The organism is Ulvibacter litoralis, assembly GCF_900102055.1.
In the GTDB taxonomy this organism is placed as follows: Bacteria; Bacteroidota; Bacteroidia; order Flavobacteriales; family Flavobacteriaceae; genus Ulvibacter; species Ulvibacter litoralis.
Genome location: NZ_FNBA01000002.1, coordinates 340,772 through 360,832 on the forward strand (window position 1 = coordinate 340,772; position 20,061 = coordinate 360,832).

The following is a 20,061-nucleotide window of genomic DNA, read 5'->3' on the forward strand; positions in this document are numbered from 1 at the left end:
TGCGAAGAATAATTTAATGAGCCTGAATATAAGGGGTTTCTTCCGTTTTAGGTACATTCGTTTGAGTAGTGTAAAATAAATTGTAACAAAATTGAGGGATACTCGTCATAATGAAAGAAGGGCACAACTAAGGATTACTTCGGAAAGCTAACACGAACCAAAAATGAAACAAACTGAATTTATAGCAACAGTACTTCCATTTAAAGATATGCTGTACAGACTTGCCAAAAGAATCCTTGTTTCTAGTGATGAAGCTGAAGATGCTGTCCAAGAAGTGTATTTGAAATTATGGAAGGGCAAAGACAAAATAAAGAAGTATAAAAGTCCGCAGGCATTTGCTGTTACAATGACGAAAAACTATTGCTTAGATCGCTTAAAATCGAAACAGGCATCAAACTTGAAGATTGTACATAGTAATTACCAAGCCAATGAAAGTTTAGAACGACAGCTTGAGGCAAACGACGGAGTGAGTATTGTATTTAAATTGATGGAATCCCTTCCGGCACAACAAAAAATCATCATGCAATTACGCGATATCGAAGAATTTGAATTTTCAGAAATCGCAAAAATGGTCGATAGTAACGAAACAGCAGTACGTGTTTCATTGTCTAGAGCCCGAAAAACAATTAGAGAACAATTACGTAAACAATACAAATATGGAATTAGCTAACATAGAAAAACTGTTAGAAGCTTATTTTGAAGGAAACACCACGCTGGCCGAAGAAGCTACGCTACGGTCTTATTTTACAGAAGCTTCAGTAGCACCCCATTTAAAAGAGTATGTTCCTTTATTTTCAAGCTTACAATTGGCAAAAGAAGAAGTTTTAAATAAAGAACTGGTTCTTTCAGAAGAAACAACGAAAACCTCTAGAAATTGGTGGTATGGTATTGCAGCTTCAGCAGCAGTTGTGGCGATTATAGCTGGATTTGTATTTACGCAACCTAATTTATCACAAGAAGAACAAGAAGCATTAACCGCATTCAACGAAAGTAAAAAAGCGATGCTTCTTTTATCACAAAACTTTAATAACGGAACCGAACAATTGGCGTTAGTTGGTCAATTTTCAGAAACAACAAATAAAATTTTAAAATAAACCTAATATAAATAGATATGAAAAAAATAGCAATTTTAATAGCACTAGTTTTAGCACCAATGATTGCCTCTGCGCAAAACGCATTCGACTCTTTCGAAGATGAAAAAGACGTGTCGTCAGTAGTGGTAACTAAAAACATGTTCAAATTACTGAGCAAAATGGATTTAGATTCTAGCGATCCAGAAGCGAAAGAGTATTTGGCAATGGTCGATAACTTAGAGAATATAAAAGTATTTACGACCGAAAACCCTTCAGTAGCTTTAAAAATGGATGCTTCCGTAGCGAAATATGTTGCAAGTTCAAAAGGACTAGGAGAATTAATGCGTGCCAAAGATGACAAGAAAACAATTAAGTTTTATTCCAAAGAAGGGAAAAGTGAAAACTTTGTAAGTGAGTTGTTGATGCACTTAAAAGGAAATGTAGACGGTAAAGACATGACAGTAATCATGAGCATTACAGGTAATATTGATCTGAAGCAAATTTCGAAGCTTACTTCTGAATTGAAAGTTCCAGGAAGCGACGAATTGAAAAACATAGATACTAACAAGAAAAAACAATAACAATGGCACTAGTTAAATATATAATTCCCTTGTTGCTTGCTGCATTGTCTTTTGCAAGTTGCAGTAACGAAAAATCGTTGCAGAAATATTTGGTTGAAAAACAAGATAATGATAAGTTTTTAAAAGTGGATGTAGCGACAAGTTTGTTGCAATCTGAAACTAGTTCTCTTTCTGAAGAAGAAAAGGAAATATTAAAAACAGTGAAGAAAGTGAATGTTGTCGCGTACAAAATTACCGATGATGTAGCTGAGTATGAAACTGAAAAAGGAGAGCTTGCAGCAATTATGAAGCAAGAGAAATACAAGACACTTATCAAGTTTGGTTCTAATTCGAAGGGGGCAACCTTAAAATACTTAGGCGAAGAAGATGCTATAGATGAGGTTATTGTGTTTGCCAGTGACGATGAAAAAGGATTTGCTGTCTTTCGTTTGTTAGGTAAGGACATGCGTCCAGATAAAATGATCAAGCTGATGAAGGCAATTGACAAAGGAGATATCGATGTGTCAAAATTCTCAACAATAGGCAAAATATTCGATATGTAACCCAAGTCGTTTTTTCCTACAAATAAAAGCTCCGTTAAACGGAGTTTTTTTTGTTTTTGGTCGAAAACGCATTTTTGAATTGCGCCTATGTTGAAGTCCCGATGTATATTTGAATGTATAATTGAATATATTAGTTTACAGCCCCCGATAAAACTATATTATTCTACAGCCAGAGATCTCTATTATAAAGTGCTAGGTTGTTTTATACTAAAAAAGGCTTCCAAATGTGGAAGCCTTTTAAGTTTGTAGTAAGTTGGAGGTTTTATATTCCAGTATAGTTAGAAGGAGTGATTACACGCATTTCTTTCTTTACAGCTTCGGAAACTTCTAAGGTTTCAATAAAGTCTGAAATAGACTTCTGGTTTATCCTCTCATTGGTTCTCGTAAGTCCTTTTAAAGCTTCATATGCATTTGGATAGGCTTCCCGTCTTAAAATGGTCTGTATGGCTTCAGCAACCACAGCCCAGTTATTTTCTAAGTCTTCAGCAAATTTCGCTTCATTCAGTAATAATTTATTCAATCCTTTTAAAGTAGATTGGAATGCAATTAATGTATGACCAATAGGAACTCCGATATTACGTAACACGGTACTATCGGTTAAATCACGTTGTAGTCTGCTTACAGGAAGCTTTGCCGATAGGTGTTCAAATACTGCATTTGCAATTCCTAAGTTTCCTTCACTGTTTTCAAAATCGATCGGATTTACTTTATGTGGCATCGCACTAGATCCAATCTCTCCAGCTTTAATTTTTTGCTTAAAGTAATCCATCGATACATACGTCCAAATATCACGATCTAGATCTAGAATGATGGTGTTGATACGCTTTAAAGTATCGAACAAAGCCGCCATGTGATCGTAATGCTCAATTTGAGTAGTAGGGAAGGAGTGGTGCAAGCCTAGAGTGCCTTGTACAAAATTTTCAGCAAACCCTTTCCAGTCGATGTTTGGGTACGCTATTTTATGTGCGTTAAAGTTTCCAGTAGCGCCTCCAAATTTTGCTGCACTTTTAATATCGTTTAGTAAATCGAATTGTTCTTTAATTCGAACTACAAATACTTCAATTTCTTTTCCAAGACGCGTAGGAGAAGCCGGTTGTCCGTGCGTACGTGCCAACATCGGAATGTCTGCCCAGTCGGAAGCTAATTCTTTCAGCTTGTCTTGTAATTCAAATAAAAGAGGTACATACACATCGTTCATCGCATCTTTTAAAGATAACGGAATCGCAGTGTTGTTAATGTCTTGAGAGGTTAATCCGAAGTGGATAAATTCTTTGTATTTCTGAAGGCCTAAACCATCAAACTTTTCTTTGATAAAGTATTCCACCGCTTTAACATCATGGTTGGTTACTTTTTCAGTGTCTTTTATATGTTGTGCATCAACAACAGAGAAATCTAAATACAAATCCCGTAACGTTGGAAATAAGGTTGTATCAAAATCTTTCAGTTGCGGAAGTTTTAATTCTACTAAAGCGATAAAATACTCTACTTCTACTTGTACTCTGTAGCGAATCAATGCTTCTTCAGAAAAATAAGGAATTAATGATGCTGTTTTGGAAGCATATCTTCCGTCTATTGGTGAAATTGCTTGTAACGCGTTTGTGTTCATGGCTTAAAATTTGAAGAAGCGAAGATACGGAAGACTTAAGAGTTACGCGGTATAGATTTCAACTTTTCTATCTGTTTTAGGATATGTTTTCCACGTGCTTTGTAAGCGTGCGTTCGCTGGTGTGTGTTTGCTTGAATTATGGTGATTAATTCTGAATGAATCCAATCTTTTTCGGTTCCTAAGTAATACAACGATTGCATTGCATATACCTCACAGGCTACTTTTTGGTTGCTGATAAGCCAGTCAAAGCAGCATTCGACGATGGTTTCTTTGTGTTTTTCTGAAAGTACTTTCTGTATTTCAGCATCTTTCTTTTTGTAATAGGTTGTTGTTAAAAACTCGCAAATTTTAGCCAACGGACGAACGGCTTGATCTTTATAAACTGTTGGAAGTTTCTCAAAATAGATGTCTAAATAGGGATAGAGTAACGATAGATTTTCTATGCATACAAATTCCAGAATCCAAGCGGCTTTATATGAAATGTCATCTTTAACAGTAAAGCAATGTTCTAATAATTCTGGAAGGGTTTCAGGATGCTCTAATACCCAATGTGCAACTTCCAATCGGGTTTTTCGATAGGCTTTTGTGTAGTTTAATTTTTCGAGCAATGCTTCAGAAGCCATCTTATAAAAGGGAATTAATCTGTGCGACTACTTTCGGAACACCTGTGGTTGCTTTTTCAGCAAAAACTGTAATCCGTTCCGAAGAAGCTATAGAAGGTTTCGGATCTACAAAATAGATTTTAGCATCTTCTTGTGCGTATTGAATAAGTCCAGCAGCAGGATATACTTGCATCGAAGTACCAATAATGATAATAATATCTGCGGCTTCCACCAAATCAATAGCCGTCTCTAATAGCGGAACAGCTTCTCCAAACCAAACGATGTGCGGACGTAATTGATGTTTGTTTTTACACAAATCTCCAAGGTTGAGGTCTTTTTTCCAATCTAATATTGTGTGTTCTTCAACAGTACTTCGCACTTTTAATAGTTCGCCATGTAAATGAACTACGCGTGTGCTTCCTGCTCGTTCGTGTAAGTCGTCCACATTTTGAGTAATAATAACTACTTCGTGTTCCTTTTCTAAGTCGGCCAAGGTTGTATGTGCTAGATTTGGTGAAACTTCTAATAGTTGTTGTCTTCGCAGGTTGTAAAAATCGAGAACAACTTTTGGGTTTCGGGCAAATCCTTCGGGAGATGCAACTTCCATCACATCGTGTCCTTCCCAGAGTCCGTTACTATCTCTAAAAGTTTGTATGCCACTTTCGGCGCTAATTCCTGCACCTGTTAATACTGCAATTTTCATTATATATATTTATCTTCGTTCTAAAATTACCTATTTCTTGTGGATTTACAATTATTAGAACACCTCCGTACTTTTTTAACCCCTCGCCGACAAGAACTTTTCAAGGAAGTTCTTTCAAAGCGAACACGTCATTTTACGGTAGTAACCGAAGATGTATATCAATTGCACAATACAAGTGCTGTCATGCGTTCTTGCGATGTGTTTGGTATTCAAGACTTGCATGTAGTGGAAGAGAAGTTAGGGAAGAAAATAGATCGAGAGATTGCAATGGGCGCTCAAAAATGGGTGACTTTAAAGCGTTACAATAAAATTACCGATTGTATGCAACGTTTGCGAGAGGAAGGGTATCAAATTATAGCCACAACGCCACATGAAAATTCTACCATGCTTCACGATTTTGATGTAACCAAAAAGGCTGCTTTTTTCTTCGGAAAGGAACGTGACGGTTTAAGCGATACGGTATTAAACGAAGCTGATGGATTTTTGAAAATTCCAATGTATGGCTTTACAGAAAGTTTAAATATCTCAGTTTCCGCAGCAATTATTTTACAAAGTGTCGTCACCAAACTGAAGCAATCGCCTATTGATTGGCGGCTCACGGAAGCTGAAAAATTGGAGCTTGAAATGGAATGGGCTCAAAAAACAATTAAAAGCAATCAAGAGATTATTGAACGTTTTTACGAAGAAAAAAAACAAAATAAATAGTAATCTGTAGTATCTTTAAAACACTATAGTTCTTTCAAAACCATCTTTATACTATGACACTTGTATTCGCAACACATAACTTAAATAAACTTAAAGAAGTAAAAGCTTTAATGCCTTCACATATCGAATTACTAAGTCTTACCGATATTGGTTGTGATGAAGATATTCCAGAGACAGCAGCTACGATAGAAGGAAATGCATTTTTAAAGGCGAAGTATGTAAAAGAAAATTATGGTTTGGATTGCTTTGCAGACGATACGGGACTCGAAGTAGCTTCCTTAAATAATGAACCAGGTGTATTTAGTGCGCGATATGCAGGACCTGAGAATAATGCAGAAGCCAATATGAATAAGCTTCTTGCACACCTTCATGATAAAGAGGATAGAAGTGCTCGTTTTAAAACAACGATTGCTTTAATTCTAAATGAAAAACATTTTGACTTTACAGGGATTTGTGAAGGAGAAATTACAAAGGAACGAAAAGGGGAGGACGGATTTGGATACGATCCAATTTTTCTTCCGAAGGGATTTTCAGAAACATTTGCCGAAATGACGATGTTACAAAAAAGTGAGATAGGTCATAGAGGGCGTGCAATGCAGCAATTAATAGCGTATCTTTCAGAAAATGAAGGTTTTAAATAAAACAAGGTTATCTTCTCATAGTTAATAAAAAAACCGTACCTTTGCAGCTTGAAAAATCCTCAGGGTGAGGACGTGCTGCAAGAAGTGATAGGTTATTTGTGTCGACTTTACTTCCAATGAGCACAAATAATTATACACATTTTTTATGACTAAATTTAAATCGTTAGGTCTTAACGATACACTATTGCAGGCTATTACTGACATGGGTTTTGAAACTCCTTCAGCAATTCAAGAAAAAGCAATTCCAATCTTATTAGAAAAAGATACCGACTTAGTTGCGTTAGCGCAAACTGGGACAGGGAAAACAGCAGCATTCGGATTTCCAATGTTGCAAAAAATTGATGTGGCAAGCCGCACAACGCAAGGACTAATTTTATCTCCAACGAGAGAATTATGTCTTCAAATTACCAATGAAATTAAAAGCTACGGAAAGTACGAAAAAGGACTTAATGTAGTAGCTGTTTATGGAGGTGCAAGCATCCAAGATCAAGCGAGACAAATTCAAAGAGGAGCACAAATTATTGTTGCTACACCAGGTCGTATGAAAGATATGATCAGTCGTAGAATGATTGATATTTCAAAAATTGAATACTGTGTTCTCGATGAAGCAGATGAGATGTTGAACATGGGATTCTATGAAGATATCACAGAAATCCTTTCGTATTCTCCAGACGATAAAAGTACATGGTTGTTTAGCGCAACGATGCCAAGAGAAGTAGCAACTATTGCTAAGAAATTTATGCACGATCCTGTTGAAATTACAGTAGGTTCTGCAAACGTTGGGTCTTCTCAAGTTTCTCACGAATATTATTTAGTAAACGCTCGAGATCGTTATGCAACCTTAAAACGTTTGGCAGATGCGCAACCGGATATTTTCTCTGTAATATTTTGTAGAACAAAAAGAGATACACAAAAAGTTGCCGAAAATTTAATAGAAGACGGTTACAATGCCGCTGCTATTCACGGTGATTTGAGTCAGAACCAACGTGATATGGTAATGAACTCTTTTAGAAAACGTCAAATCCAAATGTTAGTGGCTACCGATGTAGCAGCTCGTGGTATTGATGTAGATGATATTACACACGTAATTAACTACCAACTTCCAGATGAGATAGAAACGTATACGCACCGTAGTGGTCGTACAGGACGTGCTGGAAAAACGGGAGTTTCGATGGTAATTGTTTCTAAAAGTGAGGTTCGTAAGATTTCTAGTATTGAGAAAAAAATACAAAAGAAATTTGAGAAGAAAGAAATTCCTTCAGGAGATCAAATTTGTGAAATGCAATTATTTCATTTAGCGAATAACATTGCTAAAACAGAAATCAACCATGAGATCGACGTACACCTTCCGAAGTTAAACGATGCGTTGGCAGATTTCAGTAAAGAAGAATTAATTAAAAAATTCTTTTCTGTTGAATTTACACGTTTCAATAACTACTACAAAAAAGCGAAAGATCTTAATGTTGAAGGTGGAAGAAGTAGTTACGAAGAAGATCAAAAAGATAGTACGCGTTACTTTATTAACATTGGAGCGAAAGATGATTTCGATTGGATGACATTGAAAGACTTCTTGAAAGAGTTGTTGAATCTTGGAAAAGACGATGTATATAAAGTAGATGTTAAAGACAGTTTTTCTTTCTTTAATACAGACGATACACATCAGGAAATGGTGTTAAGTGTATTTAGTGATTTCCAATTAGAAGGACGACGTGTTTCTGTGGAGGTTTCTAAAGACAAAGGTCGCGGCGGAAGAAGCGGTGGCGGACGTGGAAGAGGAGATCGCAGAAGTGGCGGTGGAGATCGCGGCGGACGTAGCAGAGATAGATCAAGAGGAGATAGCAGACGTGGAGATAGAGGAGAAAGTAGAGGAGGATCTAGTTTCGGAGGAAGTAAAGATGGTTTCAAAAAAAGAAGCAGCAGCTCTGGAGACGATAAGCCAAAATTTTCTGGTAAAAGACGTGGTTCTAGCAGTAAACCTGAATCAAAAGGAACCGGTGGAAAACGCCGTAGAAAAGTTTAATTTTTTTTTTTCGTGTTAACTAAACTTTGGCATGAAGTTTTAGTCTAAAATAGTACATTTACAATGTACCCTTTTATGAAGAAAATCACATTTTTAATAGTAATACTTATTACAACATTGTCCTGGTCTCAGGACAATGTTGCTATTAATGGAAAAGTTCTTAACGATGCAGATGATGCACCTCTTGAGAATGTGAATATTGTCAATCTTAATAGAGTTGTAGGTACTACGACTTCTAAAGAGGGGGATTTTGAGATTCGTGCGGCAGTAAATGATACTTTGTATTTCTCGTATTTAGGATTTAAATCTATTCGAGTTCGTGTAACCAATGACTGGTTGAAATTTGGAGAGATTAAAATTAAAATGACTGAGCTTGGTATTGCTTTGGAAGAAGTAGTAGTTCGCCCGGTACAACTTACTGGATATGTAGAAGTAGATGCGCGAATTATTCCTATCTACGATAATTACCGTTACCGAATCGCAGGTTTAAACACAGGATATGAAGGTGGAAGCTCTCAGCCTGGTGCTGTAAACAAGGTGCTTAACGCTATTTTTAATCCAGCAGATTTTCTTTATAATGTCTTCGGAAAGCGTCCCAAACAAATGAAGAAATTGCGTCAGATGAAAGAAGATGATGCCATTAGAAACCTTCTACAAACTAAGTTCGATAGAGAAACATTAATGGCAGTGCTTCAATTAGAACGTGTCGATATTGATGAAATATTAAACAAGTGTAGTTATTCTTCAGACTTTATAAATACGGCAAACGACCTTCAAATACTAGACGCGATTAGTGAGTGTTATGAAGAGTATAAAGTATTAAATAGAGATAGGGGCTAACCTTTCTTTATGTTTCCGCAAATTTTACATTACACCTTACATTTTTTAGCTCCGGGGCTTCTAGCGTATGTTTTTTTCCGAAGCAAATGGAAATTAGCTTGGGGCATCATGTTGGCTACAATGTTTGTAGATATTGATCATCTTGTTGCAGACCCTATTTTTATGGTAAATCGCTGCAGTATAGGATTTCATCCATTACATTCGTACTATGCAATTGGAGTTTATTTTTTATTACTATTCTTTAAAAAGACACGAATTATTGCGGTAGGATTGTTGTTTCATATGGTAACAGACGCTATCGATTGTTTGTGGATGGCGTAATTTTTCTTATTATTGCTTAACTATTTTATCCCCATAAATCATAAATATTACAATTATGAATAAGTTAATGATACTTTTAATGGTATTGTTTGGAGTACAGGTGGCTTCTAGTCAAAATCTTACAGTGAATCAGTTATTGGAGTTGAGCGAAAGTAATCTTGCAGAAGTACAAGAGAAGCTTACAGCTGATAAATGGTATTTTTTCCATGGAAGAGATGCTAGCGAGCGAAGATTTGGTGATGTAAAGTTTGTGTATGACACACCAGACCTTAATAATCCTGGAAACGGCGCAAAATATTTTTTATACTATTATTATTCAGATTTTGAAAAAGCCAAAGCAGTAGAGATTTCTTTCAGAATTAAAGAAGCATACGATTTGTATGTAAAACAAATTGAAAATTTAAAGTTTAAGTTAGTTTCATCTACGACCGAAAAAGGTAATATTTTAAAAGTTTATAAAAAGGGAGGCTTTATCATTGAAGTTACCTTGCCACCTAATTTTGATGACGGTAAAAGCTACAAATTTTTATTTGCTGAAAAATCTGATTATAAAAAATACAGAGACTAGTTTTTATCTATGATGATACGGTTCATTTCTTAAAATAGTAAATGCTCGGTATAATTGTTCAATAAAAAATAAGCGCACCATTTGGTGTGAAAATGTCATTTGCGAAAGTGATATTTTTCCGTTGGCTCTTTTGTAAATCTCTTCTGAAAAGCCATAGGGTCCTCCAATTACAAATACTAAGTTTTTAAGTCCGCTGTTCATTTTTTTCTGAAGAAATTCTGAAAAACCTTCAGAGGTATGTGTTTTTCCTTTTTCATCAAGAAGAATAAGGGTGTCTGAAGGGATGGTCCTTTTTAAAATTTCATCCCCTTCGGCTTGCTTCTGAAGCATCTCAGATAGGTTTTTTGCATTTTTTATATCTGGAATGATCTCAAAATCAAAAGAAACGTAAAAGCCTAGGCGTTTGATATACGTTTCAGTAAGAGTTATGAGTTCTTTATTATCTGTTTTTCCAATGGCGAGAAGCGTAATTTTCATAGTTCAAAAATACAGTATTTTTACTTTTTATGGATTCCTTGTTATGTAATCCTCTATACTGCCAACTCTTTTTGTTATTTTAGCTAAAATTTTGTGGCTATGATTTCAGAAAAACAATTCAACAAAGAAATAGATCTAATTATAACGAATGCAATTCGTGAAGACGTTGGTGATGGCGATCATAGTTCGCTAGCTTGTATTCCAGAAGATGCTATGGGGACTGCAAAGTTACTTGTAAAAGATGAGGGAATTATTGCAGGAATTGAGTTTGCGAAGCAAGTATTTCATTACGTAGATCCGGGATTGCAAATAGATGTGAAAATTGAAGATGGAAGTCCTGTAAAATACGGTGATGTTTGCTTTTACGTAAAAGGCTTGTCGCAATCTATTCTAAAATCGGAGCGTTTGGTGTTAAATGCGATGCAACGCATGAGTGCTATAGCAACCAAAACAAACGCTTATGTAAAACTTTTAGAGGGTACAGGGACAAAGATATTGGATACTCGAAAAACAACACCAGGAATCCGTGCTTTGGAAAAATGGGCGGTAAAGATTGGAGGAGGCGAAAATCATCGATTTGCGTTGTATGATATGGTAATGCTGAAAGACAACCATATTGATTTTTGTGGCGGAATTACAAAAGCAATAGAAACTACTAAACAGTATCTGAAAGAGAATAGTCTAGGACTGAAAATTATCGTGGAAGCTAGAAACCTTTCAGAAATAGAAGAAATTCTTAAAACTGAAGGCGTGTATCGAATTCTAATAGATAACTTTAATTATGAAGATACTCGTAAAGCGGTGCAATTAATAGGAGATAAGTGTCTTACCGAATCTAGCGGTGGAATTACCCTAGATACGGCAAGAAAATATGCCGAGTGTGGTGTAGATTTTATTTCAAGTGGCGCTTTAACACATTCTGTTTATAATATGGATTTGAGTTTAAAAGCTGTATAAATGAGTGCCGAAATTGAAGAGAAACTTTCTAAAATACCTGTTATACGGTCAATAGTCAAAGGACTAAAGCTAACCATATTACCCGGTTTGAAAGGGCTTTCTTTGTACGATTTGCTCGAAATTTATGTCACAGGGATTATTAAAGGTACTTTTTCTTCAAGAGCAACCTCTATTGCGTATAGTTTTTTTGTCGCACTGTTCCCGTTCATATTATTTATCATGAACCTCATACCTTACATACCTATTGAAGGGTTTCAAACGCGGTTCCTAATTTTTATTGAAGAGTTATTGCCACCCCAAACGGCAGATTTCTTTTACCCAACCATTGCCGATATTGCTGTAAATCCGAGAGGGGGAGGGCTGTTATCGTTTGTTATTATCTTGTCAATGTTTTTAGCAGCGAATGGTGTAAACGCTATTTTTAGCGCCTTTGAGTATTCGGTTCACATACAGTTAAACAGGTCTTTTTTCAAACAATATTTCATCGCTTATTTGGTGTCTATTGTTTTGGCACTGTTGTTGGTAATTACAGTAGGAGTAATACTGTACGGTGAGTATGCAATTAGTAGTTTGAAAGGAAGTCACTTTATTGAAAATGATGTTTTCTGGATTTCAGCCTTGCAATTAGCTGTTTTTGTAGTTATGATTTATGTAATTATAGCAATTCTGTATTACTTCGGAACTGTAGAAGGACGTGAATCACGATTTTTCTCTATTGGAGCATTGGCAACAACATTATTATTTTTGTTAACAACGTACTTATTTGGTATTTATATCAATAATTTTTCACAATATAATGAGTTATACGGATCAATTGGTGCACTTTTAATAATGATGTTATATATTTGGATTAATGCAAACCTATTGTTGTTGGGATTCGAATTAAATGCCTCTCTACAGCGATTAAAAGATAAATTTTAAACCCTAATTAAATTAACACAAGAAACACATGAAAAATCTATTTGTACTAGTAATTGCAATGGTAACTATGAATATGGCAGTTGCACAAACCGAAGTGGGAAGCGTAACGCTACCAAATACGGTAAATTTTGGCGGACAAGACTTACTGCTTAATGGCGCGGGAATTCGAAAAAAAGCAATGGTTTTAAAATTGTATTCTGGCGGATTGTACTTAGGAAAAAAATCTAGTGATGCAAAAAGCATTGTTTCTGGAGACGAGACCATGGCAATTAAATTGGTTATTACATCTTCTTTTGTTTCTAGTGAAGCAATGAGTGAAGCTGTTTTAGAAGGATTTAATGCTTCAACTGGAGGCGACATGTCTATGATTGCTTCGGAAATTAAAAAATTCATTTCATTCTTTGAAGCTGAAATCGTAGAGAACGATACTTTCGACATTACTTACCAAAAAGGAAAAGGGGTAGTTTCCTATAAAAATGGAAAAGAATTGGGTACTATTGCCGGTATGAATTTTAAAAAGGCTTTATTTGGCATCTGGTTAGGAAACGATCCTGCTGATAGTAAACTAAAAAAAGCAATGCTAGGGAAATAATCTCTTGCTTGACACATGAAAAAAATAATCTCAACTATAGTCTTTACTCTTTTTTCGGTGCTTATCACAACGGCACAAAGTGTAATAGGTGTATGGAAAACAATCGACGACAACTCGGGTGATCCAAAATCGATGGTAGAGATTTATGAAGATTCTGAAGGGAAAGTCCACGGAAAGATTCTTAAAATTTTCAATCCAGAAAAAAAAGGAGTACGTTGTACTGAATGTACAGGAGAAGATAAAGATATTCCTGTAGAAGGAATGGTATTTATTCGAAATCTTGAAAAAGACGGAGATGAGTACAATGGAGGGATTATTATAAATCCTGAAAATGGCTCTGAGTATAAATGCTATATCAAGCTCACGGCTCCCGACAATTTAAAAATTAGAGCCTATGTTGGTGTGCCTGTTATAGGAAGAACGCAACATTGGCTTCGAGCAGAATAAAATTTGTTTATAAATTATTGTAAAAGGCTATTCATTTATTGAGTAGCCTTTTTTACTTTTAAACTTTGTGCATACGTGCGTGTGCTTTAACCTATTTTACACAAGCTACATTTGTATTACATAGACGTTATCCTTCCCATTCCATTAAAACAGGCGTTTACTTACAACGTCAATAAAGACCAGGCTGTTTTTTTACGCCAAGGAATGCGAGTGTCTGTCCCTTTTGGAAAAACAAAAATTTATACCGGAATTGTTTACGCTATTTACAATAATAAGAAACCAGCCTACGAAACCAAAGCCATAGATCAAATTCTAGACGAGACACCAATAATTACTCCTACGCAAATAAAACATTGGGAGTGGATGTCGTCGTATTATATGTGTACACTGGGAGAAGTGATTCGAGCTGCATTGCCAAGCGCTTTTTTGTTAGAAAGTGAAACTATTATTTCTCTTTCTTCGGAAAGAACCGAGGATGAAAGCAACTTGAGTGATGATGAGTTTCTTGTTTTTGAAGCTTTACAACATCAATCTTCACTTCATATTAACGATGTACGTTCTATTTTAGATCGAAAAAACGTAGTGAAGGTATTACAACAATTGCTTCAGAAGGGAATTATTGAAGTGCAAGAAGAAGTGTATGAGCAATACACCCCCAAACTGAAGCGCTACGTAAAATTAGCAGCTGCGTATACTTCCGAAGAAAATTTAAAAGAATTACTCGATACACTTTCACGAGCTCCAAAACAACGCGCCGTTTTAATGACGCTCTTTATGATGAGTGCTGCCGATAAAAAACCTGTGGATGCAATACAGCTTCAGAAAAAGAGTGAGACCACTTCAACGGTACTTAAAACACTTGTGGAGAAAGGTATTCTAGAAGAGTATTACATTCAGAAAGATCGTATTGAATTTACCGGAGATGCGGGTTCGGATATAAAAAAATTAAGTGACGCTCAAGAAGTGGCATTTTCAGAAATAAAAACCGCTTTCAAAAAACACGATACTACTTTGTTACACGGAGTAACTTCTAGTGGTAAAACCGAAGTGTATGTTCGTTTGATTGAAGAAGTTTTAGAAACGGGGAAACAGGTATTGTATATGCTTCCCGAAATTGCGCTGACAACACAGTTAATTTCTCGATTGCAACTGTATTTTGGAGATAAAATATCGGTGTATCATTCTAAGTATTCAGTAAATGAGCGTGTGGAAGTTTGGAACAATGTATTATCAGGGAAGCCGAAAGCACAAATCGTTATTGGAGCACGCTCTTCCTTGTTTTTGCCTTTCACTAATTTAGGATTAATTGTTGTTGATGAGGAACATGAGCCCTCTTTTAAGCAGTACAATCCGTCGCCACGCTACCACGCACGCGATAGTGCAATTGTTTTGGGGAATTTACACAAAGCAAAATTGTTATTAGGCTCTGCGACGCCTTCGTTGGAGAGTTATCATAATACTGAATTAGATAAATACGGATTGGTGGTGCTTAAGAATCGCTTCGGAAATGTACTACTTCCAGATATTGAGTTGGTAGATATTAAAGAGAAGCATCGGAAAAAACAAATGAAAGGGCATTTTAGCGATCGTTTGTTAGAGGCAATGGCTGAAGCACTTGAAAATGAAGAGCAAATTATTTTGTTTCAGAACAGACGTGGATTTTCTCCAGTGGTAGAATGTACAACGTGTGGTATTGCACCTCAGTGTCCGAATTGTGATGTGAGTTTAACGTACCATCAATACAAGGGGGAGTTGCGTTGTCACTATTGTGGATATCATATGGCAATGCTAAAAGCGTGTATGGCCTGCGGAAGTGAAACTTTAGATACCAAAGGGTTTGGAACCGAACAAATTGAAACGGAGTTAAAGTCACTATTTCCAAACGCCAGTGTAGCGCGTATGGATCAGGATACCACACGTGGTAAAAATGCATATGCTAAACTAATTGAGCGTTTGGACAATCAGGAGATTGATATTCTGGTGGGGACACAAATGTTGGCCAAAGGACTGGATTTTCGAAATATAAATTTGGTAGGAGTGATGAATGCCGACAATTTATTGAATTTTCCAGATTTTAGAGCACACGAACGAAGCTTTCAATTGCTACAACAAGTTTCGGGTAGGGCAGGGCGTACGCAAAAACGAGGGAAGGTCTTGATACAAACGTTTAATCCGTATCATCAAATTTTGCAACAAGTTAGCGTGAATGATTATGAAGGCATGTACAAACAGCAAAATGAAGAGCGTTACCAATATAAATATCCTCCGTTTTATAGAACAATAAAAATAACCTTTAAGGATAGAAATCTTCAAAAAATGCAGCAAGCATCATCGTGGTTTGCACAAGCGTTGTCGCAACAATTAAAAGAAAATGTATTGGGACCAGAGCCGCCACCTGTTTCTAGGGTTCGAAACCAGTACATTTCAAATGTGTTGGTAAAAATTCCGAAGCAGCAATCTATTTCTAAAACGAAAGATTACATAAATACAGTCCATAGAAGCTTTAACGGAATAAAAGAATTTTCTTCCGTTAGGCTTACTATAGATGTTGATAATTATTAAGGACGGTTTGTAGCGGCTAGTGCTTCTACCAAGTCAGCCTTTCTATTTCGGCTTAATGGAAGTTGCTCTTTATCTAGCTCAATTACCTTACTGTTATAGCGTTCAACTTTGTCTAAGTTTACGATATAAGATTTATGAATTCTTAAAAAACGTTCAGAAGGAAGTAACGCTTCAAATGCTTTCATTGTAGAGAGTACAACAAGTGCATCATGCTCGGTAACTAATTTTACATAATCACCTAAAGCTTCAATATATCGTAGCTCGTTCAAGAAAACTTTTCGTTTTTTAAGATTACTCTTTACGAAAATGAAATCTTCGTCATCAAAGCCTTCGTCATTTTTAAGTTTGTAGTTTGTAATTGCTTTGTGAACAGCATTTAAAAATCGTTCTTTAGAAATAGGTTTACGCAAGTAATCTACTGCATCGTAATCGAATGCTTTAAAGGCGTATTTCGTTTTACCGGTCACGAAAATAATTTGTGGTTTTGCTGTAAGATCGTCTAACAAATCAAAACCCGAAAGGATAGGCATTTCAATATCTAAAAAGATAAGGTCGATATCGGTTGTAGCTAATCCCATTTTAGCCTCTATTGCATTGTTATACTCTGCAACTAAGTTTAGCGCAGGGTGATTTTCTATTAATCGAACAATGGAGAGTCTTTGCAGTGTAGAGTCATCTACGATTGCACATTTGAGAATTGGTTTATCCACAGTATTGTATTTTTCTTACAGCAATTATAACTAAAAATTCGATGAACTGCAACTTTTTTTAACTTTTGTCGTGAAAATAGCACGCTTTATCATCTATGTAAGAAAATCAATAACTTATTCGTTTTTGGTTTGAAAATAATAAATAATGTAGTATTTTTGCACGCTCTTGGCAAAGTGCTAGAGAACTTATAAATCAATTTAATAGATTTTTTATGAATCATTACGAAACTGTTTTCATCTTAAATCCCGTTTTATCTGAAGATCAGATAAAGGAGACAGTAAAGAAATACGAAGATATTCTTATTTCTAAAGGAGCTAAGATGGTATCAAAAGAGAATTGGGGGCTAAAAAAATTAGCGTATGCAATTCAACACAAGAAAAGTGGTTTTTACCATTTATTCGAATACACCGTAGACGGTGATGCTATTAATGAACTTGAAATAGAGTTCAGACGTGACGAACGAATCATGCGTTACTTAACGGTAGCTCTAGACAAACATGCAATTTCATGGGCAGAGCGAAGAAGAGTACGTGATAACAAAAAAACAGCATAAGCGATGGCAAGTATTCAAGAACAAGCAAAAGGAAAAAAAGACGGAGAGATCAGATATCTTACTCCTCTTAATATAGAGACTAACAAAGCGAAAAAATACTGTCGTTTCAAAAAGTCTGGTATCAAGTATGTAGATTACAAAGACCCAGATTTTTTATTGAAGTTTGTAAACGAGCAAGGTAAAATTTTACCAAGACGTTTAACAGGAACTTCTTTAAAGTACCAACGTAAAGTAGCTGTCGCAGTAAAAAGAGCGCGTCATTTGGCCTTAATGCCGTATGTAGCCGATTTATTAAAATAAAAACCAGATAGATTATGGAACTTATATTAAAGAAAGACGTAGAAAATCTTGGTTTTGCAGACGATTTAGTTACTGTGAAAAATGGATACGGTAGAAACTTTTTAATTCCTCACGGACACGCTACGTTAGCAACTCCTTCGGCAAAGAAAGTTTTAGCTGAAACATTAAAGCAACGTGCTTTTAAAGAGAAAAAAGTAATTGAAGATGCTCAAAAAGAAGCAGATAAATTAAACGGTTTAGAAATTAAGATTTCTGCAAAAACTGGTGAGGGAGACAAATTATTTGGATCTATCAACAATGCAAATCTTGCTGAAGCTTTCGAAAAAGAAGGTGTTTCTATCGAGAAGAAATTTATCTCTATTGCGGGTGGTACTATTAAACGTACTGGTAATTACGAAGCAACGATTCGTTTCCACAGAGATGTGATTGCAAACTTTTCGTTTGATGTAGTTGCGGAAGCAAACTAATTTTAGCATACACGATACTAAAGCCTTTCTCATTTATGGGGAAGGCTTTTTTTTGAATAATTTTTTTAAGTACCTTTTATGAAATATACGAGACTAACTAAAGAACAATTTGAAGCTTTGCACCAAGAGTTTATTAATTTTCTAGCCACCCAGTCTATTACTGCGGATGAATGGAAAACAATTAAAGAAAAACAACCGGAAGCTGCAGAACAAGAGTTAGATGTATTTAGTGATCTTGTGTGGGAAGGAGCTTTAACAGCAGCCTCTTACCTAGAAAACATTTCTGCACAACAAATGTTTCTTTTCAAAGTAGAAGAAACGAGTATGAGCCTCATTTTAGTGAAAGTTAAAAATGAGGAATACGATATTACTACTGCGGAAGGCTATAAGTGGTTGCAAGAAAATTTTGCTTCAGATGAAGTAGAGTTTTTCACTTCTTCGAAGGATTTTTCCGAAGATAAAAATGGAGACATCTTTGCACTTATTCAACAAGGAGCGGTTATAACAAAAGGGCAATTGTACACCTTTTTTAATAAGCTATTTAGCGCCGAAATATAATCTATTCGTAACGCAAACTCTCTATTGGGTCTAATCCTGCTGCTTTGGTCGCTGGATATGAACCTGCAATTACTGCGACAAGAAAAGTGATAATAGTCGCCCAAATCATGGCAGACCATGGGAGTGTGAATTCAAATCCGAGCACGGAAGCAAATCCGAAGCCGGTTAAAATTCCTAATATAATTCCTAGAATACTTCCAAATTGACCAATTACAATTGTTTCAATAAAGAACTGCATGGAGATGGTAGATCGTTTTGCACCTAACGCTTTCCGAACTCCAATTTCTCGCGTACGTTCTGTAACTGAAACAAGCATGATGTTCATTAGTGCTATGGAAGATCCTAAAATGGTAATGATGCTAATAATCCAAGCGGCCACTTCAAGGTAACCGGTAATCATTCCGATGCGGTTTATAAGGTCGTCACTGCGTTCAATTCCGAAGTTATTCTCTTCAACAGGTGTTAGTTTACGTACGTTTCGAAAGGTGACAATTGCGACGTCTTGCGCGCCTTGCATCATCTCTTTGTCTTCTACCATCACACTAATGCTGTAATTAATATTGGGTTGGGTAAAAATACTACGCGCCACTTGTATCGGGATTAATACTTTTAAATCCTGGTTGTTTCCGAAGGTAGAACCTTTCGACTCTAATACACCTACAACTTTAAACTTTACTCCACGAATACTAATTGTTTTATTAATTGGATCGTCGTTTTTAAAGAGGCTCTTCATAAAATCGGAGCCGAGTATGCATACTTTATTGTTGTTTTCAATGTCAAAAACAGTAAAATTCCTTCCTTCACCAAGTTTTGAGCCTGTATTGTCTAGATAGTTTTCATTAATACCGTACACTTGAACTTCAGGGTCGGTTTTTTCGTTTTCAAATTTCACTTCAGCACTTGCTGTTCCAACAAAAGACACAGATGTTTTTGTAAACGGAAATTCGTAATTGTCGATAAATGCTCTCACATCGGTATAGCTAATTATCGGATTTACCTTCTTGCGTTCTCCGCCATTTCGCTGTACAGTAAACTCGTAGCGTTGAATGTTGAACGTATTGGCGCCCATAGAGGCAAAATCGTTCGAAATGGTGTTTTCAATAGCTTTTACGGCACTTAAAATTCCGACTAGTGCCCAAATTCCAATTCCAATAATAACAATGGTGAGAATGGTTCTAAGAAGCTGTGTTCTAATAGAGTCTAGTGCTATAAGCACATTTTCGCGAAACAATGAAAACATAGAGTTTGGTGTGGTGTTTACCGTTAGACTATTATATGCGGATAAAGTTACAGTTTCCTCTAATATTTTATGAT

The 20,061-nt window shown here is 35.9% G+C and carries 25 protein-coding genes; 19 read left to right on the forward strand and 6 right to left on the reverse strand.

From position 1 onward, the window contains the following. Nucleotides 1-163: 163 nt before the first annotated feature. The 4 genes from BLQ00_RS07580 to BLQ00_RS07595 are packed head-to-tail and all read left to right on the forward strand — an operon-like array spanning nt 164 to nt 2,196. Nucleotides 164-670 (forward strand): RNA polymerase sigma factor, encoded by a 507-nt coding sequence (locus tag BLQ00_RS07580; protein ID WP_093142667.1) that lies wholly within the window; start codon nt 164-166, stop codon nt 668-670. After that, complete coding sequence (locus BLQ00_RS07585; protein ID WP_093142669.1) at nt 657-1,094, forward strand: hypothetical protein; 438 nt, start codon at nt 657-659, stop codon at nt 1,092-1,094. Before BLQ00_RS07580 ends, BLQ00_RS07585 begins: the two co-directional genes overlap by 14 nt. A 17-nt stretch (nt 1,095-1,111) precedes the next feature. After that, the gene (locus BLQ00_RS07590) at nt 1,112-1,654 is read left to right on the forward strand and encodes a DUF4252 domain-containing protein (RefSeq protein WP_093142672.1); all 543 of its coding nucleotides are present in this window, start codon (nt 1,112-1,114) and stop codon (nt 1,652-1,654) included. Nucleotides 1,655-1,656: 2 nt separating this feature from the next. Further along, nucleotides 1,657-2,196: a DUF4252 domain-containing protein gene (locus BLQ00_RS07595; RefSeq protein WP_093142675.1), complete on the forward strand. Its 540-nt coding sequence runs from the start codon at nt 1,657-1,659 to the stop codon at nt 2,194-2,196. Between the two features lie 262 nt (nt 2,197-2,458). On the opposite strand, the gene purB is transcribed toward BLQ00_RS07595, so the two are convergent. From purB to BLQ00_RS07610, 3 genes are read right to left on the reverse strand one after another with little or no spacing between them, the layout of a single operon-like run. Next, on the reverse strand, nt 2,459-3,802 hold the full coding sequence (gene purB / locus BLQ00_RS07600) for an adenylosuccinate lyase (RefSeq protein ID WP_093142677.1): 1,344 nt from the start codon (nt 3,800-3,802) through the stop codon (nt 2,459-2,461). 35 nt (nt 3,803-3,837) lie between these two features. Continuing rightward, the gene (locus BLQ00_RS07605) at nt 3,838-4,425 is read right to left on the reverse strand and encodes a hypothetical protein (protein WP_093142680.1); all 588 of its coding nucleotides are present in this window, start codon (nt 4,423-4,425) and stop codon (nt 3,838-3,840) included. 1 nt (nt 4,426) lies between these two features. Then, on the reverse strand, nt 4,427-5,110 hold the full coding sequence (locus BLQ00_RS07610) for an SIR2 family NAD-dependent protein deacylase (RefSeq protein ID WP_093142682.1): 684 nt from the start codon (nt 5,108-5,110) through the stop codon (nt 4,427-4,429). A gap of 36 nt (nt 5,111-5,146) precedes the next feature. Between BLQ00_RS07610 and BLQ00_RS07615 the strand changes: the two genes are divergently transcribed. The 6 genes from BLQ00_RS07615 to BLQ00_RS07640 all read left to right on the forward strand — a co-directional run bounded on the left by BLQ00_RS07615 (nt 5,147) and on the right by BLQ00_RS07640 (nt 10,202). Then, nucleotides 5,147-5,812, forward strand: a complete 666-nt coding sequence (locus BLQ00_RS07615; RefSeq protein WP_093142685.1) for a TrmH family RNA methyltransferase — start codon at nt 5,147-5,149, stop codon at nt 5,810-5,812. Nucleotides 5,813-5,865: 53 nt separating this feature from the next. Further along, on the forward strand, nt 5,866-6,453 hold the full coding sequence (locus BLQ00_RS07620; RefSeq protein WP_093142687.1) for a non-canonical purine NTP diphosphatase: 588 nt from the start codon (nt 5,866-5,868) through the stop codon (nt 6,451-6,453). A 145-nt stretch (nt 6,454-6,598) separates the two neighbouring features. Beyond that, nucleotides 6,599-8,473, forward strand: coding sequence for a DEAD/DEAH box helicase (locus BLQ00_RS07625; protein WP_093142690.1), 1,875 nt, complete (start codon nt 6,599-6,601; stop codon nt 8,471-8,473). 75 nt (nt 8,474-8,548) lie between these two features. After that, nucleotides 8,549-9,313, forward strand: a complete 765-nt coding sequence (locus BLQ00_RS07630) for a carboxypeptidase-like regulatory domain-containing protein (RefSeq protein ID WP_093142693.1) — start codon at nt 8,549-8,551, stop codon at nt 9,311-9,313. 9 nt (nt 9,314-9,322) lie between these two features. Next, nucleotides 9,323-9,634 (forward strand): DUF6122 family protein, encoded by a 312-nt coding sequence (locus BLQ00_RS07635; RefSeq protein WP_093142695.1) that lies wholly within the window; start codon nt 9,323-9,325, stop codon nt 9,632-9,634. Between the two features lie 55 nt (nt 9,635-9,689). Continuing rightward, nucleotides 9,690-10,202, forward strand: a complete 513-nt coding sequence (locus BLQ00_RS07640) for a hypothetical protein (protein WP_093142698.1) — start codon at nt 9,690-9,692, stop codon at nt 10,200-10,202. A 3-nt stretch (nt 10,203-10,205) separates the two neighbouring features. Here BLQ00_RS07640 and rlmH read toward each other — a convergent pair whose 3' ends face one another. After that, the gene (gene rlmH, locus BLQ00_RS07645; protein WP_093142700.1) at nt 10,206-10,679 is read right to left on the reverse strand and encodes a 23S rRNA (pseudouridine(1915)-N(3))-methyltransferase RlmH; all 474 of its coding nucleotides are present in this window, start codon (nt 10,677-10,679) and stop codon (nt 10,206-10,208) included. A gap of 99 nt (nt 10,680-10,778) precedes the next feature. On the opposite strand from rlmH, the gene nadC reads away from it, so the two are divergent. From nadC to priA, 5 genes are all read left to right on the forward strand, one after another. Then, a complete protein-coding gene (gene nadC, locus BLQ00_RS07650; protein ID WP_093142703.1) occupies nt 10,779-11,636 on the forward strand; it encodes a carboxylating nicotinate-nucleotide diphosphorylase in 858 nt (285 codons plus the stop codon). Then, the gene (locus BLQ00_RS07655; RefSeq protein WP_093142706.1) at nt 11,637-12,557 is read left to right on the forward strand and encodes a YihY/virulence factor BrkB family protein; all 921 of its coding nucleotides are present in this window, start codon (nt 11,637-11,639) and stop codon (nt 12,555-12,557) included. A gap of 28 nt (nt 12,558-12,585) precedes the next feature. Next, nucleotides 12,586-13,149 carry a chalcone isomerase family protein gene (locus tag BLQ00_RS07660; RefSeq protein ID WP_093142708.1) on the forward strand — a complete coding sequence of 188 codons (564 nt, stop codon included), beginning with the start codon at nt 12,586-12,588 and terminating at the stop codon, nt 13,147-13,149. A gap of 15 nt (nt 13,150-13,164) precedes the next feature. Further along, a complete protein-coding gene (locus tag BLQ00_RS07665) occupies nt 13,165-13,596 on the forward strand; it encodes a DUF2147 domain-containing protein (RefSeq protein WP_093142711.1) in 432 nt (143 codons plus the stop codon). A gap of 111 nt (nt 13,597-13,707) precedes the next feature. Then, nucleotides 13,708-16,158 (forward strand): replication restart helicase PriA, encoded by a 2,451-nt coding sequence (gene priA, locus BLQ00_RS07670; RefSeq protein WP_093142713.1) that lies wholly within the window; start codon nt 13,708-13,710, stop codon nt 16,156-16,158. On the opposite strand, the gene BLQ00_RS07675 is transcribed toward priA, so the two are convergent. Further along, the gene (locus tag BLQ00_RS07675; protein WP_093142715.1) at nt 16,155-16,868 is read right to left on the reverse strand and encodes a LytR/AlgR family response regulator transcription factor; all 714 of its coding nucleotides are present in this window, start codon (nt 16,866-16,868) and stop codon (nt 16,155-16,157) included. The genes priA and BLQ00_RS07675 overlap by 4 nt on opposite strands. 212 nt (nt 16,869-17,080) lie before the next feature. On the opposite strand from BLQ00_RS07675, the gene rpsF reads away from it, so the two are divergent. The 4 genes from rpsF to BLQ00_RS07695 all read left to right on the forward strand — a co-directional run bounded on the left by rpsF (nt 17,081) and on the right by BLQ00_RS07695 (nt 18,747). Beyond that, entirely contained in the window at nt 17,081-17,422 is a 342-nt protein-coding gene (rpsF, locus tag BLQ00_RS07680; protein ID WP_093142718.1) for a 30S ribosomal protein S6, read from the forward strand. A 3-nt stretch (nt 17,423-17,425) separates the two neighbouring features. After that, the gene (rpsR, locus tag BLQ00_RS07685) at nt 17,426-17,722 is read left to right on the forward strand and encodes a 30S ribosomal protein S18 (protein ID WP_093142720.1); all 297 of its coding nucleotides are present in this window, start codon (nt 17,426-17,428) and stop codon (nt 17,720-17,722) included. A 14-nt stretch (nt 17,723-17,736) separates the two neighbouring features. Then, nucleotides 17,737-18,189 (forward strand): 50S ribosomal protein L9, encoded by a 453-nt coding sequence (rplI, locus tag BLQ00_RS07690; protein ID WP_093142723.1) that lies wholly within the window; start codon nt 17,737-17,739, stop codon nt 18,187-18,189. 78 nt (nt 18,190-18,267) lie between these two features. Next, nucleotides 18,268-18,747, forward strand: a complete 480-nt coding sequence (locus BLQ00_RS07695; RefSeq protein ID WP_093142726.1) for a DUF6495 family protein — start codon at nt 18,268-18,270, stop codon at nt 18,745-18,747. 1 nt (nt 18,748) lies between these two features. On the opposite strand, the gene BLQ00_RS07700 is transcribed toward BLQ00_RS07695, so the two are convergent. Further along, on the reverse strand, nt 18,749-19,987 hold the full coding sequence (locus BLQ00_RS07700; RefSeq protein WP_093142728.1) for an ABC transporter permease: 1,239 nt from the start codon (nt 19,985-19,987) through the stop codon (nt 18,749-18,751). Between the last annotated feature and the right edge of the window lie 74 nt (nt 19,988-20,061).

Coding starts and splice junctions, on each gene's coding strand:
- BLQ00_RS07580 (WP_093142667.1), top strand. CDS start 164: ATGAAACAAACTGAATTTATAGCAACAGTACTTCCATTTAAAGATATG.
- BLQ00_RS07585 (WP_093142669.1), top strand. CDS start 657: ATGGAATTAGCTAACATAGAAAAACTGTTAGAAGCTTATTTTGAAGGA.
- BLQ00_RS07590 (WP_093142672.1), top strand. CDS start 1,112: ATGAAAAAAATAGCAATTTTAATAGCACTAGTTTTAGCACCAATGATT.
- BLQ00_RS07595 (WP_093142675.1), top strand. CDS start 1,657: ATGGCACTAGTTAAATATATAATTCCCTTGTTGCTTGCTGCATTGTCT.
- purB (WP_093142677.1), bottom strand. CDS start 3,802: ATGAACACAAACGCGTTACAAGCAATTTCACCAATAGACGGAAGATAT.
- BLQ00_RS07605 (WP_093142680.1), bottom strand. CDS start 4,425: ATGGCTTCTGAAGCATTGCTCGAAAAATTAAACTACACAAAAGCCTAT.
- BLQ00_RS07620 (WP_093142687.1), top strand. CDS start 5,866: ATGACACTTGTATTCGCAACACATAACTTAAATAAACTTAAAGAAGTA.
- BLQ00_RS07625 (WP_093142690.1), top strand. CDS start 6,599: ATGACTAAATTTAAATCGTTAGGTCTTAACGATACACTATTGCAGGCT.
- BLQ00_RS07630 (WP_093142693.1), top strand. CDS start 8,549: ATGAAGAAAATCACATTTTTAATAGTAATACTTATTACAACATTGTCC.
- BLQ00_RS07635 (WP_093142695.1), top strand. CDS start 9,323: ATGTTTCCGCAAATTTTACATTACACCTTACATTTTTTAGCTCCGGGG.
- BLQ00_RS07640 (WP_093142698.1), top strand. CDS start 9,690: ATGAATAAGTTAATGATACTTTTAATGGTATTGTTTGGAGTACAGGTG.
- rlmH (WP_093142700.1), bottom strand. CDS start 10,679: ATGAAAATTACGCTTCTCGCCATTGGAAAAACAGATAATAAAGAACTC.
- nadC (WP_093142703.1), top strand. CDS start 10,779: ATGATTTCAGAAAAACAATTCAACAAAGAAATAGATCTAATTATAACG.
- BLQ00_RS07655 (WP_093142706.1), top strand. CDS start 11,637: ATGAGTGCCGAAATTGAAGAGAAACTTTCTAAAATACCTGTTATACGG.
- BLQ00_RS07660 (WP_093142708.1), top strand. CDS start 12,586: ATGAAAAATCTATTTGTACTAGTAATTGCAATGGTAACTATGAATATG.
- BLQ00_RS07665 (WP_093142711.1), top strand. CDS start 13,165: ATGAAAAAAATAATCTCAACTATAGTCTTTACTCTTTTTTCGGTGCTT.
- rpsF (WP_093142718.1), top strand. CDS start 17,081: ATGAATCATTACGAAACTGTTTTCATCTTAAATCCCGTTTTATCTGAA.
- rpsR (WP_093142720.1), top strand. CDS start 17,426: ATGGCAAGTATTCAAGAACAAGCAAAAGGAAAAAAAGACGGAGAGATC.
- rplI (WP_093142723.1), top strand. CDS start 17,737: ATGGAACTTATATTAAAGAAAGACGTAGAAAATCTTGGTTTTGCAGAC.
- BLQ00_RS07695 (WP_093142726.1), top strand. CDS start 18,268: ATGAAATATACGAGACTAACTAAAGAACAATTTGAAGCTTTGCACCAA.
- BLQ00_RS07700 (WP_093142728.1), bottom strand. CDS start 19,987: ATGTTTTCATTGTTTCGCGAAAATGTGCTTATAGCACTAGACTCTATT.